This window comes from Candidatus Symbiobacter mobilis CR (assembly GCF_000477435.1).
GTDB classification, from domain to species: Bacteria; Pseudomonadota; Gammaproteobacteria; order Burkholderiales; family Burkholderiaceae_C; genus Rhodoferax; species Rhodoferax mobilis.
In genome coordinates this window covers 397,907-413,955 of record NC_022576.1, presented here as the reverse complement: position 1 = coordinate 413,955, position 16,049 = coordinate 397,907, and the positions used below count along the sequence as shown (strand labels likewise).

The window sequence follows — 16,049 nt, the reverse complement described above, 5'->3', positions numbered from 1 at the left end:
TGCTGCGCCGCCAAGCGCTATCGATTTCATCTATTCCCCCGTCATGACCCCCTTCCCCAGTGACCCCGCCACATGGACTGTGGCCAGCCTTGCCGCGCAATTGCGCCAGCGCACGCTCTCTGCCGTCGAAGTCGCCACGCACTATCTGCAACGTGCCCGTGCCCACGCCGACCTCGGTGCCTGGCTCGACATGCGCGAAGAGATCACCCTGGCCCAGGCACGCGCTTGCGACGAACGCCTTGGCCACGGGACTGCTGGCCCGCTGGAAGGGGTTCCGCTAGGGCACAAAGACATCTTTGTCACCAAGGATTTTTGTACCACTGCTGGTTCCCGAATGCTCCAGGGGTACCAATCCCCCTTCGACGCCACGGTCGTTCGCAAGCTCCACGAGGCTGGTGCCATCACCCTGGGCAAGCTCAATTGCGACGAATTCGCCATGGGTTCTGCCAATGAGAACTCGGCCTACGGCCCAGTGCGCAATCCCTGGGATCGCACCCGCATCGCAGGGGGGTCTTCGGGCGGCAGCGCAGCAGCCGTAGCCGCCGGACTGGCCGCCGCCGCTACGGGTACCGATACGGGAGGATCGATACGCCAGCCTGCCTCGTACTGTGGCGTCACTGGCATCAAACCCACGTATGGACGCGCATCGCGGTATGGAATGGTTGCCTATGCGTCGAGTCTGGATCAGGCTGGGGTGCTGGCCCACACGGCAGAAGACTGCGCCCTGCTGTTGCGCACGCTATGCGGCCCCGACCTGGAACACGATTCCACCTCGCTGGATATTCCCCCTGAGGACTTCACTGCGCAATTGGCCGACGATCTCACGGGGCTGCGCATCGGCATTCCTGACGAATTCTTCGCCCACACCCTCGATGAAGACGTGCGCTGCGCCGTCGAGGCCGCCCTCGTCGAAATGGAAAAGCTTGGTGCGCGCCGGGTGCGCATTGCCTTGCCCCGTACCGCCCTCTCGATTCCCGTTTACTACATCATTGCCCCGGCAGAGGCTTCCAGCAATCTCGGCAGGTACGACGGGGTTCGCTATGGCTTCCGTGCCGCGAACCCCGTCGATCTCGACGATATGTACGTTCGCACGCGCACCGAGGGCTTCGGCATGGAAGTCCAGCGCCGGATCATGATTGGCACCTACGTCCTCTCGCATGGGTACTACGACGCCTACTATCTGCAAGCCCAACGGATTCGCAGAATGCTTGCCGATGACTTTCGCCAGGCATTTCTGCAGTGTGATGTGATTGCCGGCCCGGTATCGCCGACAGTCGCACGCTTGCTGGGCAGCCACGATAACGATCCACTCGCGGATTACCTGTCCGACATCTTCACCCTGCCTGCTTCGCTCGCTGGCCTGCCTTGCATGAGCGTCCCTGCCGGGTTTGGGAAGTCGGGACTGCCGATCGGAATCCAATGGATCGGTCAGCACCTCTCGGAATCGCGCCTGCTCAACATTGCGCACCGTTTTCAGCAACACACGGACTGGCATAGACAGCGCCCACGACTGGATTCCCCCTCCCCCGTGGTTTGCGCCACGCCCAACCAGGCAGGAGGGCCATCCGCATGACTGCACCGTTGATCCATGGCTACGAGGTCGTCATCGGTTTCGAGACCCACGTGCAGTTGTCTACCCATTCCAAAATGTTTTCGCGGGCATCGACGGCATTTGGCGCCCCACCCAACACGCAAGCCTGCGCTATCGATATGGCACTCCCAGGCACGTTGCCCGTCATCAATGCACAGGCCGTCCACTGTGCGATTCGTTTCGGGCTGGCGGTGGATGCAAAGATCGCCCCGCGCAGTGTCTTCGCCCGCAAGAATTACTTTTACCCTGATCTGCCCAAGGGGTACCAAATCAGCCAGTTTGACATCCCCGTCGTACAAGGCGGGCTGGTCAAGGTCGAATTCGAGGGTGCATCCTTGATCGTTCGCTTGGTGCGCGCCCACCTCGAAGAAGACGCGGGCAAATCCTTGCATGAAGATTGGACGGGGCACACCGGCATCGACCTTAACCGTGCGGGAACGCCTTTGCTCGAAATCGTCACCGAACCAGACTTGCGCTCCAGTGCCCAGGCCGTTGCATACGCCCGAACGCTGCACAAGCTGGTGACCTGGATCGGCATTTGCGACGGCAATATGCAAGAAGGCAGTTTCCGCTGCGATGCCAATGTTTCCGTGCGCAAACCCGGTGCCCCCCTCGGAACGCGGCGGGAGATCAAGAACCTCAACAGTTTCCGGTTCATGCAACAGGCCATTGACTACGAAGTGGCGTGGCAAATCCGGGAACTCGAAGAAGGACGGGCCATCATCCAGTCCACCGTGCTCTTTGCTCCCGATACCGGAGCAACGCGGGCCATGCGATCCAAGGAAGACGCCGCCGACTACCGCTATTTCCCCGACCCCGACCTGCCACCCTTGCACATTGCCCCGGCATGGATCGACGAGGTACGAGCGGAAATGCCCGAGCTGCCACAAGTCGTTGCCGACCGCATAGTGCATGGGCATGGGCTGTCTGCTATCGACGCTGCCCTACTCACGCAGGATCGTGACGTCGCAGCCTATTTCGAGGCTGCAGTAGCCGCGTGTGGCCGACCCAAGGCTGTTTGCAACTGGATCACCGGCGAAATGGCGCGCCGCCTCGAAGGCCAATCCATTGCTGTATCGCCAGTCACCCCCGCCATGTTGGCGTGCCTGATCCAGCGTGTGGAAGAGGGCATCCTGTCGATCAGCGGTGCCAAGACCGGGTTCGACCACCTCTGGAAAACCCAGCCTACCCCCACCGACGACACCGTGCCAACGCACGGAAAAACGCACGGAAAAACCCACGCAGCAACGTATATCGATGCCCTCATCGCCGACCTGGGGCTGCAACAGCTTAACGACACCGGGGAGTTGGATGGCATCGTCGATACCGTGATCGAGACCCACCCCAAAAACGTGGCCGAAGTGCGCAGTGGCAACGCCAAAGCGTTCCATGCGCTCGTCGGTCAAGTCATGAAAGCCAGCCGGGGCCGCGCCAATCCGCAGCAGGTCAACGAGCTACTGCGCCAAAAATTGTTGGGGTGAACGGGTGAATGACCAGCCCCTCTTCCGCTGTGCGAGGGGAGCTTCGAGAAGCCGCTTCGCGACTTGCACAGGAGCGCTACCGCCCCACTCCATCGGATGGCTTCCTATTCCACGAACAAAGCGCTGCTCTCAGAACCTATTCCAGTAGGGGCTGCGCCATCGCATTGCACGCGGCGGCGGCTCGCCTGCCTACTGCAATAGGTTCTCACTCCGTAATGGGGGGCGGGAGATCTTCTGCCGGTGCGTCTGAAGGAATGTAGGCCTCTGCTGCCATGCGCCATAGCGGGGTCAGGCGAGCGAACTCCTCGTCGAAACGCTTGTTGATCCGTTCAGCCTCTGCATTTTGTTCTGCGAGGAAGCGATCTTGTGCCGCCAAGGCCTGCCCCACTTCATCGATCTGATGGGATAGCTTGGCCGGCATCTTGCTGCGGTCCTGCTTGTAGAAATCTGCCTCAGCGAGCAGTTTCTGCCGATCTTTCTTCAGTTCCGCAATACGTCGTGCAGCAATTTGCTTGATCCGGTCGATATTGGCCAAGGCTGCTGCACGATCTTTGCTGTGCAATTCCGGAGTGGGATAGCGCGCCAACAATGCCCGATCACGCTTCTTTTCCTCCAACAGCCGATCCTGTTCCGCCTTTTCCCTGCGACGTTGCGCTTCCAGCAACCCCAGCTCCCGTTCGGTCAATACCGGGCCGATCCGAGCTTTGACCGTGCCGCTGGGATTGAGCATGAGTTGCTCACGATCCCGGCATTCCTTGATCGGACGATCCGAAGTCAGCTTGCGTCCTTGCCCATCGATGCATGTGTAAATCTCTCCGGCCATCACACCAGAGGCATACCCCACCGCCATACCCACAGGCAGGAGCCACCGCAATCCGCGAGCCAGCGCCCCTTGCACGGCACTGTGCCCCATTGCCTGTTTCCAATTCCTCAGATTCATGTACCGGTTCACAGCTTATGCGCCGTACCTTTGGCGGTACGCCAAAACCCGGTCGTACACCCCGGCGAACACCTCATCATGGCTGTAGCGCAGATGGTCCAGCAGATCGTCCAGCCGAGCGATCGATACCACCTGCATTCCGAAACTACGCTCGACAAAACGGACGGCACTTTCTTGTACCCCGTCCTCCGTAGCCCTTTCCTGGCGGTCGAGCGCAATCAGCAGGGCACTGGGTATAGCCCCAGCTTGGCGGATGAGGGAAACACACTCGCGCACGCTAGACCCCGCAGAAATCACGTCGTCAACGATGAGTACCCGCCCCTGCAGCGGAGCGCCAATGAGCAAACCACCTTCCCCGTGATCCTTGGCTTCCTTGCGATGGTAGGCAAAGGGCTTGTTGTGCCCGCGCCGGGCCAGCTCTACGCTCAAGGCCGCTGCAAGGGGTATCCCCTTGTACGCAGACCCGAAGAGCACATCGAATTCGACACCCTCTTCCAACAGGCGACGCGCATAAAACTGCGCCAGACGGTCGAGCCTGGCACCGTCACAAAACAAGGCGGCATGAAAGAAATACGGACTCAAACGGCCTGCCTTGGTTCGGAATTCACCAAAACGCAGCACCCCGCACTCCAACGCAAAGCGGACGAACTCCTGGGCCAGTTCATCAGGTACAGCGGGAGGGGTAGCGTCGTTCATCCGGACAAAACAGGGAATACAACACGAAAAAGTACAGGGGCACAGACACAAATCGAAGATGCCCCAACGGCTCCAAAGCATTGTAGGCGGGCACTTTCGCCCGCCATCGACTATACGGAGTAGCCAGAGAAAGAGGAATCAAAACCCCCCTGCCCCGTACACTTTCTGCCTTTTTTGCCTCATCAGGCCAGTGCGAGCGAGTGATCCATGAAGTTTCGTTTCCCCATCGTCATCATCGACGAAGACTTTCGGTCCGAAAACACCTCGGGGCTGGGCATCCGTGCCTTGGCGCAGGCCATCGAATCGGAAGGCTTCGAGATACTGGGGGTCACTAGTTATGGAGACTTGAGCCAATTTGCCCAACAGCAAAGTCGTGCCAGTGCCTTCATTCTGTCCATCGACGACGAGGAGTTCTCAGCCGGGCCAGGTCTCGACCCCGTCGTCTTGAACCTGCGCCACTTCATTGAAGAAGTACGCCGCAAAAATGCTGACGTACCTATTTATGTCTACGGGGAAACCAAGACGTCCAGGCACCTGCCTAATGACATCCTGCGCGAGCTGCACGGATTCATCCACATGTTCGAGGACACGCCCGAATTCGTTGCACGCCATTTGATTCGGGAGGCCAAAAGCTACCTCGAAGGCGTGCAGCCTCCATTCTTCAAGGCCCTCCTGGACTACGCCGAGGACGGTTCGTACTCGTGGCACTGCCCCGGACATTCCGGCGGCGTGGCCTTCCTCAAAAGCCCGGTGGGGCAGATGTACCACCAGTTCTACGGGGAAAACATGCTTCGCGCAGATGTATGCAACGCCGTCGAAGAACTGGGCCAACTGCTCGACCACGATGGCGCGATCGGCAAAAGCGAACGCAATGCCGCACGCATCTTCAATGCCGACCACTGCTTTTTCGTGACTAACGGGACAAGCACAAGCAACAAGATGGTGTGGCACCACACCGTGGCGCCCAACGATGTGGTTGTCGTCGACCGCAACTGCCATAAATCGATCCTGCATGCGATCGTCATGACCGGCGCGATTCCCGTATTTCTCAAACCCACGCGCAACCACTTTGGAATCATCGGGCCGATCCCCAGCAGCGAATTCGAGCCTGCGAGCATCCGCGCCAAGATTGCGAGCAACCCGCTCATTCGCAAGCACCTGCCCACACTGCAAGCGACGACGATCCGACCGCGGATCCTGACGTTGACACAGTCAACCTATGACGGGGTGCTCTACAACACCGAAACGATCAAGTCGATGCTCGACGGCTTCGTCGAGAACATCCACTTCGACGAAGCCTGGTTGCCCCACGCAGCGTTCCATCCGTTCTATGGCACTTACCACGCCATGGGCAAAGAACGCATCCGCCCCAAAAACACGATGGTGTATTCGACGCAGTCGATCCACAAACTGCTCGCCGGGATCAGCCAGGCCAGCCATGTGCTCGTGCAGGATGCCCAGTCGATCACACTCGATAGGCACCTGTTCAAAGAGGCATATCTCATGCACACCAGCACCAGCCCGCAGTACAGCATCATCGCAAGCTGCGACGTGGCTGCCGCGATGATGGAACCGCCTGGGGGCACGGCACTGGTCGAGGAAAGCATTGCCGAGGCGCTCGACTTTCGGCGTGCGATGCGCAAGATTGCGCAGGAATATGGCAATGACTGGTGGTTCAGCGTCTGGGGCCCGAATTCGCTGGCCGAAGAAGGCATCGGTCAACCCAACGACTGGGTGTTGCGTGGGGAATCACGGTCTCAACGCATTGGCACGGACTGGCATGGATTCGGCGAAATCGTTGATGGCTTCAACATGCTCGATCCGATCAAATCCACCGTGGTTACCCCTGGGCTCGACTTGGACGGACGATTCGCACCCACCGGCATTCCCGCAAGCGTGGTCACCAAATTCTTGGCCGAACACGGGGTGGTGGTGGAAAAGACCGGGCTGTACAGCTTCTTCATCATGTTCACCATCGGCATCACCAAAGGGCGGTGGAATAGCATGGTCACTGCGCTACAGCAATTCAAGGACGACTACGCCAAAAACCAGCCGATGTGGAAGTCGATGCCCGAGTTCTGCCAAAAGTTCCCACAGTACGAAGAAATGGGCTTGGCCGACCTATGCCAGCGCATCCACCAACTCTACGCCAGGTATGACGTTGCCCGCCTGACTACCGAGATGTACCTTAGCGAGTTGGCGCCGGCCATGAAGCCCAGCGAAGCGCATGCGCACATCGCGCTGCGCAAGACCGTCCGCGTTCCCATCAACGAGCTGGAAGGCAAGGTGACAGTGGGGTTGGTGACCCCATACCCCCCTGGGATTCCTTTACTCATCCCGGGCGAAGTCTTCAACCGCAGGATCGTCGACTACTTGCGTTTCTCTCGCGAGTTCAACACGCAGTGCCCGGGTTTTGAAACCGATATCCACGGCTTGGTCGAGGAAGTCCAGCCCGATGGCAGCGTGGGGTACTTTGCGGATTGCGTGCAGTAAATAGGCTCCACGCTCGCCGACATAACGCAAAGCTACACTCGGATTCGTCTCCTGCGCAGTGGCCGGTGCGACGCACGGGCAGTCAAGGGTTGCGGACATTTTCCGCACTAACGCTCTGCGTTTCCTCTATAACGCATAGCGTTTCCTCTATAACGCATAGCGTTTCCTTTTCATAACGCATAGCGTTTCCTTTGCGTTTCCTTTACAGAGCGTTTCCTCCAAGGATCGTTGCATGAACTCTCCAGAACCATCCAAGATTTCCCCCTCTTCTACCGCTGGGATTGGCGAAAGCGAGTACCTCAGCCTGCGCCTTGGCACGGAGGAATACATCATTGGCATCCTGCAAGTGCAGGAGATTCGTTCGTATGAAGAGCCTACCCGCATGGTCAATGCCCCGATGTTCGTCAAGGGAGTCATCAACCTGCGGGGGGTGATCGTCCCGATCGTCGATATGCGCTTGAAACTGGGGCTGCCGGATGCCGAATACAACGACTTCACAGTCGTAATCGTCCTGCGCGTGCATGGAACAGTCATCGGCGTAGTCGTCGATGCCGTCTCTGACGTCGTGAGCGTGCGTGCGGATACGATCAAACCCGCTCCCCAGTTCCAGACTATGGTCGATAGCCGGTTCATCACCGGGTTGGTCACCCAAGGGGAACGCACCCTCATCGTCATGAACATCCAAGCCTTGCTCGATCCTTCCGAACTGGGGATGAACCATTGATGCCTGAGGCAGGCATGGTCTGCCGAATTGCCGTTGCCCAGTGCAACCTGGTCGTCGGGGATTTCGAAGGCAACACACGCCAAATCATCGCTGCAGCTCGCCGTGCTTACGAGGCCGGTGCATCGTTGGTACTCACGCCTGAGCTATCCATCTGCGGGTACGCTGCGGAAGATCTGTTCCTGCGGCCCTCTTTCGTTGCTGCATGCAACGATGCCGTGCGAGAACTGGCGGAAGCATTGCGTCCCCTCACAGGGTTGGCTGTGGTCGTGGGCCACCCTTTTGGCCGGGATCACCGTTCGCGCTCCATGGCCATTTCTTCGCGGTTCAACGCAGCCAGCGTCGTGCGTGATGGCCATATCGTTGCGCGGTACGCCAAACGGGAGCTGCCCAATTACCAAGTTTTCGACGAGCGTCGCTACTTCGCTTCCTCGCGGGATACCTGCGTATTCGAGGTATGTGGGCCGGGGAAAACCCCCATCAAAGTGGGGTTGCTGATTTGCGAGGACGCTTGGTACGAAGCGCCTGCGCGGGCCGCCCGGGAAGCCGGCGCCCAATGCCTGGCAGTCATCAACGCTTCCCCTTTCCATGGGGGCAAAGGCGTGGAGCGCGAGGCCATGATGCGCAGACGGGTGTTTGACTGCGGTTTGCCTCTGGTATACGCTCACTTGGTAGGGGGACAGGACGAGATGGTTTTCGAGGGGGGTTCTTTTGTGCTCAACGCGGATGGCACACTCGGCGGCATGTCCCCCTGTTTCGTCGAAGACGATTTGCTCATCGACGTCGAACACACAGCCACCCACCTCTGGCTGACAGCACCCATCGCACAGCAGCGTTCTGCCGATGCTGACCTGTGGGACGCACTCGTGCTGGGCGTTCGGGATTACGTCGAAAAAAACGGCTTCCCCTCTGTACTGCTAGGGCTGTCCGGCGGTATCGATTCCGCGCTCGTGTTGACCATTGCCGTCGACGCACTAGGGCCACAGCGCGTCCATGCCATGATGATGCCTTCGCCCTACACCGCCGATATCAGCCTGACCGATGCCCGGCAGTTGGCGCAAACCCTGGGCGTACGCTACGACGAGTTGTCCATCGTTCCTGCTCTCGATGCGTTCCTGGCAACGTTGGCTCCACCATTCGCAGGAACGGATCCCGATACGACAGAAGAGAATCTGCAAGCACGCATTCGCGGCACCTTGCTCATGGCGTTGAGCAACAAATTCGGTTCCCTGGTGTTGACGACGGGAAACAAGTCCGAACTGGCAACCGGGTATTGCACGTTGTATGGCGATATGGCCGGGGGGTTTGCTGTTATCAAGGATTTGTACAAGACGGTCGTGTACCGCCTCGCGCAATGGCGCAACGAGAACGATCCCTATGGACGCGGGGTATGTCCCATCCCAGACCGAATCCTGCAGCGTGCGCCCAGTGCAGAGCTGCGTCCTGACCAAACAGATCAAGATAGCCTTCCGCCCTACGATGTGCTCGACGCCATCCTCCTTCGGTATGTGGAAAACGATGAAAGCATTGAGGACATCGTCCGGGCCGGTTTCGACCGGGCAGTCGTCACCAAAGTAGTAGGTCTGTTGCGCGCCAACGAATACAAAAGGAAGCAATCTGCCATCGGTATCCGGGTAACGCACCGAAGCTTTGGCAAGGACTGGCGTTATCCCATCACCCAGCGCTATCGGGCATGACCGGTGCGCAGTGCCCCACACGCCATGCAGCAGGAGGACACGCAATGAAAATCATCACCGCCATCATCAAGCCATTCAAGCTAGAAGAAGTACGCAGGGCCTTGTCCGATTGCGGCGTGACCGGGATGACCGTCACGGAAGTCAAAGGCTTTGGCCGCCAGAAAGGCCATACGGAGCTGTACCGGGGTGCCGAATACGTGGTGGACTATCTACCCAAGGTCAAAATCGACGTCGTCGTTGCCGATGAGAACCTTGATCGCTGCATTGATGCCATCCTGCAAACCGCCAGAACCGGCAAGATCGGGGACGGCAAGATCTTCGTCACACCGGTAGATCGCGTGATCCGCATCCGTACCGGTGAAGAAGACAACGCGGTGGTGTGAGTGCAGAGATTGCGGGTACTCACCTACTCCCGCACTCCCTACACACCACAACGCTGTTCAGCGAACCGCAGCGCCTTGGGGGCGCAATAGTTCCGTGAGCGATTCCAGCCATTTGGCGTTGTCCACGATATAGCGCGGATCACGGAAAGGATAGTTGGGCGGAGAACGCAACTCTCGCTCCGGGATTTCCCACAAGATGATCTTGGGCGGCGTTTCCCGAAAAGAAGCGTCACGCAGGTATTGATCCATCCCATACCAAGGGCCTTGGTCAGTAGGGAGCGAGATGTCGAGCACATCGCGCTGCAGGGTATAGCGCAAGGCGTCCGGGTACCCCGTGCCTGAAAAGGTGAAGCTGCTTCCAATGGCCGTGATGGCGACAGTAGATGCCGCTGCCAAGGGGTCTGCATTGGCTGTTCCCGCCCCCCCTTCCCGCTCTACGCGGTAGTACAGGATTCTTTCGATAGGCGGTGCAGTGGTTCCAGCAGGAAGCAAACGCGCCAGATCCCGCGTGCGGCTGGCTCGCGGTTTGGCATCCCGGTGGAGAAGGAATGGGGCAGGCGGAGTCGCCGCCAAGGCTGCGCGCAAGGCGGGGTCGGCGTCGAAAGTCGCTCGGACTCTCTCGGCAGCCAGCATCGCCCCTGTTGGAGTCCAGTGCGTATCCGTCTTGAAAAACAGGAGGGTATCGCTGTCACGCAAGGGGCTCGTCAAGAAGGGCTTGTGCAGGTCCACGACGGGCACCCCCCCTGCACGCAGCGTCTGCACAGCGTAGTCATATTTCTGCGCGGTGTATGCGTCCAAGGGTTTGTCATCGGGCAGATGGTGCGCGTACACACGAATCTTGTGTGGAATGAGCACCAGCACCATCGCGATGCCCCGCTGCGCAAACAACGCATGGGCTTTCTGCAGCATGGAAAGGCTGGCTTCGGTATCGACCTTGTCGGCTTCGGTAGCGAATTCATAGGGAGTGAAGAGCCAACCGTCCTTGCCTATCACAACGGGACTGGCGTGGGCAGGGGCAGCCTGCGCACCAGGCAGCATGAGTGCGCACAGCACCAAGACAACTCCACAGAACGCAAGCGCAGCAAGGTCAGTACGGAGGATGGAACGAAAGGAAAAAGTGTGCATAGTCAACCTCATCGTCAGGAATAAACACAGGGGAAATCAGGGCTTGGGGGTATAGCGTTCTGTCTGGTTTTGCAAAGTCAACAAAGTGGGGTGTAGCGTACCGGGCAGCAGGAATAAGCTGTAGGTGCCCCCCTGCTGCAAGGAAACGGATGCCGTAGCAAGTTTGTTGGTCGGGTTCCCGGCATCCATGGCGTCGAAAGTGACCGAAACCGGGTTGACCTGCATGCTGGCCGTCTTGCCGAATGCAACGTTGGAAAACACCGTTCGGGTACCTGCTTGCAGATGCACAGGGCCTGCCTTATCGGCCAAGTGGTATAGCGTGATACGTGCCTTGAGCCTGTTGGTATTGGCCTGATCCTGAAAACGCAAGGGAGGTTGACTCCCTGCAGCATCCGGAAATACCAGCGTCGTCGCGCCAGAGGGAGTGAGTTCCACATCGATATACCGGTAGGGGCTACGTGAACCCGCAGCACGTACCCCCACGCGGTGACTACCAGCCCGGACGATGCGGTATGCGCTGACCTTTTGGGCATCGACCCCATGCACGGCATCGCCCAGGCTGACTTCCAGCGAGCCTTGCACCGCAGACAACACATAGCGCAGGTAGGCAGAGTCTGCTGGGGGTACGGGGTCGTAGAGCTGGCCCGCAGGCTGGGCCTGGGCACCGGTGCTGCCAAGCAGCGCGCAGCAGATCCACGAAACGATACGTTGAGGATGAGAGAGGTGCAGCATGGGAATAGGGGGGATCAGTGGATGGAAAAAACCTCGCGATGGAGGGGAAAGTCCAGGTTCCAGCGGTGCGTACCGGGCGGAATGCCTTCCAGCGATACCGCCACCCGCCACGGATCGACAGTGTGGATCGCTGGAGTAGGCGTGGAAGATGCCACCGGGGACAGTCTTGCAGTCACATCCGGGCTGGGAAGATGAAGATACACGGCAGGACTGTATGTCGCCCCTTCGGGTACCGTCACAATGAGTTGGAGCATGCTTGATTGAAGCCTGCTTGCAGCAGAGACGATAGGTTCGATACGCACCGAGGTTTGCTCCCGCTGCGTCCACCATCTCGCAACTTGCCCTGCCTGCGCACGCCATACCTCGGGAGGCATGGCTTGGGCCGTCGAGAAAAACAGCCGAAGCTGTTCAGCCGGTACCATGGATGCGGTAGGCAGGGTCACGATCGACAGCCCACCCATGCGGTCATTGCGGTCGAGCATCGTGAAGAAATCATCCACGCCGGTATCTGGGTTGTCAAGCAGCCAATCTTCCAGCCCCATCAGGGTTCTGGGCAGAAACACCAGCGGGATAGCAGGCTTAGGCCCCATGAGGTTAGTGGGAGCGATTTTCGGAACGCAGGCATCGGTCACATCCATAAAAGCAAGTTGGTGGCCAAACCCCATTTGGGCCAGCAGCGCGCTGGTATGTACATCGTAAGACTCGAACGGCACACGAAACCCCGCATCCTTTTCCACGGGCAACCCAGCTTTGCGAACAGCATCGCGCATCGCTTCCAACCGCTCGGCCTGCACTTCGGGGGTCTGCCGCGCAAAGCCCTTGAGGTGATCGCCATAGTAGGCAAACTCATGGAACCCGTCGGCAAGAATCGATTGCATCGTCTCGACAACTTCCGGAGCATCCAATTCTTCGCTGGGCAGGTAGTACGTGGCACGCAGACCCGATTTCCGCAACATGCGCGCAAAGTCGATGTCCACATCGGTCACACCATCGTGCCCTTCGATCGCGACGACAAAAGCACTGCGATAGGGATAGGGCCACGTTGCCAAGTAGGCATCGGGCTGGCGCAACGTCCACAACAAGCCATTGTGGAGGATGGCTTCGAGGAAACGCGCATCGGCTCCGCCCCAAACTGCTTCTGGAACACCCCACACCACGGAACGAGATAGGTGCCCGGATTCGTAGCGCTTTTCGTCATACAGAATAGGACCTCCCGGGGTGTGTGCCTCGAAGGATCGTCCCCAATCCATCATGTGCGCCGCAGCGGGTGCGCCCGCTAACCGTAGCGGGTACCACCCCGGAGTGCGTGGCAGCCACACGCGCGCTCCCGCAGAGAGATGGTGGGTGACGGGGGAATCACCATACAGGGTCAGAAAAAACATGGTGTCGTCATCCCGGGTATCGCCAAGCAAGGTTACGCCCAAGGTATCGCGCAAAAAACCCAGCCCCAGCCATTTCCCATCCGGCGAACGGGTACCGGCCAGCCATGTGGCGAATACGCTGCCCCCACGTTGCCGGTACGCCAGGATTGCGTCGCGCTCCTGCGCGTCGAGAGCGACCTGGGACGGAAGCACCAGCGTCCCCACCGGCGCCTGGGCAAGCTGCGAGACCACAGAGAGCTTGCGATACGGAATCTTGTATTTGCGCAGGAACCCTTCCCAAAGCTTGGGCGCCTGCGCAGGGTCGAGCCCTGCGGCACGCATCCATACCGCGTTGGCGGCAGAGGTGTACAGCAGCACCTGATCCATCCGTGCAGCGCCGAAGCGGGGTAGCAAGCGGTCTGGATCGAAGGCTGGGGAACGCGGCAGCGTTGCTGTAGGCACGGGTTCCTCCAGCGCCGAGGCAGGCAAAAACAAGTCCTCCGCGTTGTGCTGCGCAGACTTGGGTGCCGACGCCGCTCGTTGCGCGGCAGCGGCGGCAGCCGTTGGGGCACTGCGGGAAGCAGGGAGGAGAGAACAACCCGCCGTGGATACGACAATCCACCACAGGGTCAGAAGAAGCAGAAAACGGTTTTTCATGGAAAGAAATCCGGCAAGAAATCTCTGGCGGAATTGTGAATGGCAGATTCGCCGAAAGCCTACGGAATCCAGCACGGCAGTACTACGTAAGCACGGCAGAGTCTACAAGGCAGCAGGCGACGTATTCGCCAACCGGAATCGGATTTGAAAAATCCATAAACCCATAAATCCCTAAGCCCTCGTTTGCGTGAAAGCGTTTCCTCTATCATCGACTGCGAACCGATTGCCACGCTAAACCAATGGACACCTTTCCTGCGGACACACAAACTGTCCGGCTTGCCATCCCCGGGCTTCCCAATTTGACGGATGGGCTGGCTGCGGGGGGCGTATACATCCTCGTCGCCGAAACGGCTGCTGCTCGCTTTCCCATGCTCGCGAGCAATCTGGGCGATGCCTTGGCCAGCGGAATTCCCTGCGTGCTCTTGCTCCCCGCACCGCCAGAAGTGTTCTTGCAGCGCATCGAGTCCTACCGCACCTTGCAGGTTGGTCACGCCATCTCCATGCACCAGTTGCAGGTATTTCTGCTGCAAGACGAGTTTGCCAAGAAGATTTTCCGCTTCGGCGCTGATGCTTTCGTCGCCGAACTCGACCATTTTTCCGTGCAGGATGGGGGATACCTGCTCTTCGATCAGGCCGATGACCTCCTATCGTTGCACGATGTGATCCTGGCTCTCGATCAAGTGGCCGTGCTGCATCGCTGGGCATCTGCACGCCGCATCACCATCCTGCTGGTATTGACACGCACCTCGGATACCCACGACAACACGATCAATGCCCTGATGGATCAGCTCAACGGAGTCGCACGCCTCGCTGCGTCCCGCAATGGGCTGGAACTGTCCTTCGACTACTGGCAATCGCGCGATGGCACCGTCGCAGGGCGCAGCTTTCAGTTGACCACCGCCGATGCGGGTCTGTACCACGCCAGCGCTGCACGCATGGGCAACACAGATGACGGAACGGCTTCCGAAGCCAGAGCAGACAGGGATGCACCACCGCCGGATACGGGGGAAACGCGGTACTTTTATATGGACCCAGACGTGGATGCCTTGGTACAGCAAACACCCGGGGTGTGGCAGCGCGTCGATACCCTCGTGGGGATGATGCATGCCACGCGCAATCTGCGATCTGCAATATGCATCCTGATTTACGAACGCAACACCGTCCTGCGACAGCTCGCCGAAGCCGTGCATACCTTGCGCATGGGCATGGGACGCTATGCCCGGATCATCGTCCAGGAAAAAGCGGCCTCGCTGCGGTACCAGAACGAAGCGCTGCTACTACGGCTGGGGCTGAACCTGGTCATTCACCGCGACGTACCCCTGGCGCGATATCCCCTGTTGCTGGATTCGCTTAAAGGGCAAATTTTCAGCCGTGACGTCGACATCAACTTCGAGGCTGCCCTCTCCAGCGTGCTGCCTACGCGCTTGCACGGCTATCTGCTGCCCCAGCGGTTTGCGCAGGAGGCGCAGCAAATCCTTGATCGTGCGTCGACCTTGAACATCCCCTGCTCGCTGGTCATCGGCCAGCCATGCACGGGAATCCCGATGGCAGACATCATTGCGAACGTCGGCATTTCCCGCCCTGGGGACTTGATTACGGCAGACGAACACTGTTGCTATCTCTTTCTCAACGCCTGTCCACAAACGGTATTGCCGGAAACTCTGGAACGTCTATTCAAAGTGCGGCACGATGCCACGGGTGCGGAGGGGAGTAGCGCATCGGGAGTGGATGCGATCTTGACGCACTTGCGCTTCATCGTTCAGCCCGAAGAAATCCAGCTCGAACTGGAAGCGCTGGCCCATTTGGCGCAGCGTAGCACCTTGCCCGATTACAGTGCGCTGGCTGCACTCAGTGCGGAGCAAGTCGAGGCGCTCACTGCGCAAAGCACACAGCCTGCGACACCGCCGATGACGCGCACAATGCCGACCCATCGCACTGTCGAGCTTGCTACGGCCCCCGTGCAACCTACACCCCCCGTTGTGTCACCACGCGCCGAAGCCGTGGCTGCCAACGTAGCAGTCAAAGTAGCCGCCAAGGTAGCGCGGCCTGACCCCGATCCTGAGCCAGTACTCTACAAATACGCAGGAGACGGCGAAGTGGTCGTCGTCGCCAAAGAAAACATTCCCCGTGCCCGCAGGTCGGCGCGGATGTCCTCTGGTTCACCTGGTTGAG

At 59.2% G+C, this 16,049-nt stretch carries 12 protein-coding genes; 7 read left to right on the top strand and 5 right to left on the bottom strand.

What is annotated here, in order from left to right; translation table 11 throughout:
- Window positions 1-43 precede the first annotated feature (43 nt).
- Both gatA and gatB read left to right on the top strand, forming a co-directional pair.
- The gene (gatA, locus tag CENROD_RS01595) at window positions 44-1,573 is read left to right on the top strand and encodes an Asp-tRNA(Asn)/Glu-tRNA(Gln) amidotransferase subunit GatA (protein ID WP_022771313.1); all 1,530 of its coding nucleotides are present in this window, start codon (window positions 44-46) and stop codon (window positions 1,571-1,573) included.
- The gene (gatB, locus tag CENROD_RS01590) at window positions 1,570-3,072 is read left to right on the top strand and encodes an Asp-tRNA(Asn)/Glu-tRNA(Gln) amidotransferase subunit GatB (RefSeq protein WP_022771312.1); all 1,503 of its coding nucleotides are present in this window, start codon (window positions 1,570-1,572) and stop codon (window positions 3,070-3,072) included. The genes gatA and gatB overlap by 4 nt, the downstream gene beginning before the upstream one ends.
- A gap of 205 nt (window positions 3,073-3,277) precedes the next feature.
- Here the strand turns inward: gatB and CENROD_RS01585 are convergent, their stop codons facing one another.
- Together CENROD_RS01585 and pyrE are read right to left on the bottom strand one after the other, a co-directional pair.
- On the bottom strand, window positions 3,278-4,012 hold the full coding sequence (locus CENROD_RS01585) for a DUF4124 domain-containing protein (protein WP_151194564.1): 735 nt from the start codon (window positions 4,010-4,012) through the stop codon (window positions 3,278-3,280).
- A gap of 15 nt (window positions 4,013-4,027) precedes the next feature.
- Window positions 4,028-4,708 (bottom strand): orotate phosphoribosyltransferase, encoded by a 681-nt coding sequence (gene pyrE / locus CENROD_RS01580; protein WP_022771309.1) that lies wholly within the window; start codon window positions 4,706-4,708, stop codon window positions 4,028-4,030.
- Between the two features lie 207 nt (window positions 4,709-4,915).
- Here pyrE and CENROD_RS01575 point away from each other — a divergent pair, with 207 nt between their 5' ends.
- From CENROD_RS01575 to CENROD_RS01560, 4 genes are all read left to right on the top strand, one after another.
- Complete coding sequence (locus CENROD_RS01575) at window positions 4,916-7,201, top strand: arginine/lysine/ornithine decarboxylase (RefSeq protein ID WP_022771308.1); 2,286 nt, start codon at window positions 4,916-4,918, stop codon at window positions 7,199-7,201.
- Between the two features lie 232 nt (window positions 7,202-7,433).
- Window positions 7,434-7,925, top strand: coding sequence for a chemotaxis protein CheW (locus tag CENROD_RS01570; protein ID WP_022771307.1), 492 nt, complete (start codon window positions 7,434-7,436; stop codon window positions 7,923-7,925).
- 14 nt (window positions 7,926-7,939) lie between these two features.
- Window positions 7,940-9,619 (top strand): NAD+ synthase, encoded by a 1,680-nt coding sequence (locus tag CENROD_RS01565; protein ID WP_041193788.1) that lies wholly within the window; start codon window positions 7,940-7,942, stop codon window positions 9,617-9,619.
- Window positions 9,620-9,663: 44 nt separating this feature from the next.
- Window positions 9,664-10,002, top strand: a complete 339-nt coding sequence (locus tag CENROD_RS01560) for a P-II family nitrogen regulator (RefSeq protein WP_022771305.1) — start codon at window positions 9,664-9,666, stop codon at window positions 10,000-10,002.
- Window positions 10,003-10,059: 57 nt separating this feature from the next.
- Here CENROD_RS01560 and CENROD_RS01555 read toward each other — a convergent pair whose 3' ends face one another.
- The 3 genes from CENROD_RS01555 to CENROD_RS13430 are packed head-to-tail and all read right to left on the bottom strand — an operon-like array spanning window position 10,060 to window position 13,877.
- Window positions 10,060-11,127 (bottom strand): alginate O-acetyltransferase AlgX-related protein, encoded by a 1,068-nt coding sequence (locus CENROD_RS01555; protein ID WP_041193179.1) that lies wholly within the window; start codon window positions 11,125-11,127, stop codon window positions 10,060-10,062.
- Window positions 11,128-11,163: 36 nt separating this feature from the next.
- Window positions 11,164-11,859, bottom strand: coding sequence for a DUF4397 domain-containing protein (locus tag CENROD_RS01550; RefSeq protein ID WP_022771303.1), 696 nt, complete (start codon window positions 11,857-11,859; stop codon window positions 11,164-11,166).
- A gap of 14 nt (window positions 11,860-11,873) precedes the next feature.
- Entirely contained in the window at window positions 11,874-13,877 is a 2,004-nt protein-coding gene (locus CENROD_RS13430) for a polysaccharide deacetylase family protein (RefSeq protein WP_022771302.1), read from the bottom strand.
- Window positions 13,878-14,116: 239 nt separating this feature from the next.
- Here CENROD_RS13430 and CENROD_RS01540 point away from each other — a divergent pair, with 239 nt between their 5' ends.
- Entirely contained in the window at window positions 14,117-16,048 is a 1,932-nt protein-coding gene (locus CENROD_RS01540; RefSeq protein WP_022771301.1) for a BcsE family c-di-GMP-binding protein, read from the top strand.
- The last annotated feature ends 1 nt before the right edge of the window (window position 16,049 follow it).

Bases quoted from the DNA above. Each gene is read 5' to 3' on its own strand.
- CENROD_RS01575 (WP_022771308.1), top strand. From the start codon at position 4,916: ATGAAGTTTCGTTTCCCCATCGTCATCATCGACGAAGACTTTCGGTCC.
- CENROD_RS01550 (WP_022771303.1), bottom strand. From the start codon at position 11,859: ATGCTGCACCTCTCTCATCCTCAACGTATCGTTTCGTGGATCTGCTGC.
- CENROD_RS01565 (WP_041193788.1), top strand. From the start codon at position 7,940: ATGGTCTGCCGAATTGCCGTTGCCCAGTGCAACCTGGTCGTCGGGGAT.
- CENROD_RS13430 (WP_022771302.1), bottom strand. From the start codon at position 13,877: ATGAAAAACCGTTTTCTGCTTCTTCTGACCCTGTGGTGGATTGTCGTA.
- CENROD_RS01555 (WP_041193179.1), bottom strand. From the start codon at position 11,127: ATGCACACTTTTTCCTTTCGTTCCATCCTCCGTACTGACCTTGCTGCG.
- gatB (WP_022771312.1), top strand. From the start codon at position 1,570: ATGACTGCACCGTTGATCCATGGCTACGAGGTCGTCATCGGTTTCGAG.
- CENROD_RS01540 (WP_022771301.1), top strand. From the start codon at position 14,117: ATGGACACCTTTCCTGCGGACACACAAACTGTCCGGCTTGCCATCCCC.
- CENROD_RS01585 (WP_151194564.1), bottom strand. From the start codon at position 4,012: ATGAATCTGAGGAATTGGAAACAGGCAATGGGGCACAGTGCCGTGCAA.
- CENROD_RS01570 (WP_022771307.1), top strand. From the start codon at position 7,434: ATGAACTCTCCAGAACCATCCAAGATTTCCCCCTCTTCTACCGCTGGG.
- pyrE (WP_022771309.1), bottom strand. From the start codon at position 4,708: ATGAACGACGCTACCCCTCCCGCTGTACCTGATGAACTGGCCCAGGAG.
- CENROD_RS01560 (WP_022771305.1), top strand. From the start codon at position 9,664: ATGAAAATCATCACCGCCATCATCAAGCCATTCAAGCTAGAAGAAGTA.
- gatA (WP_022771313.1), top strand. From the start codon at position 44: ATGACCCCCTTCCCCAGTGACCCCGCCACATGGACTGTGGCCAGCCTT.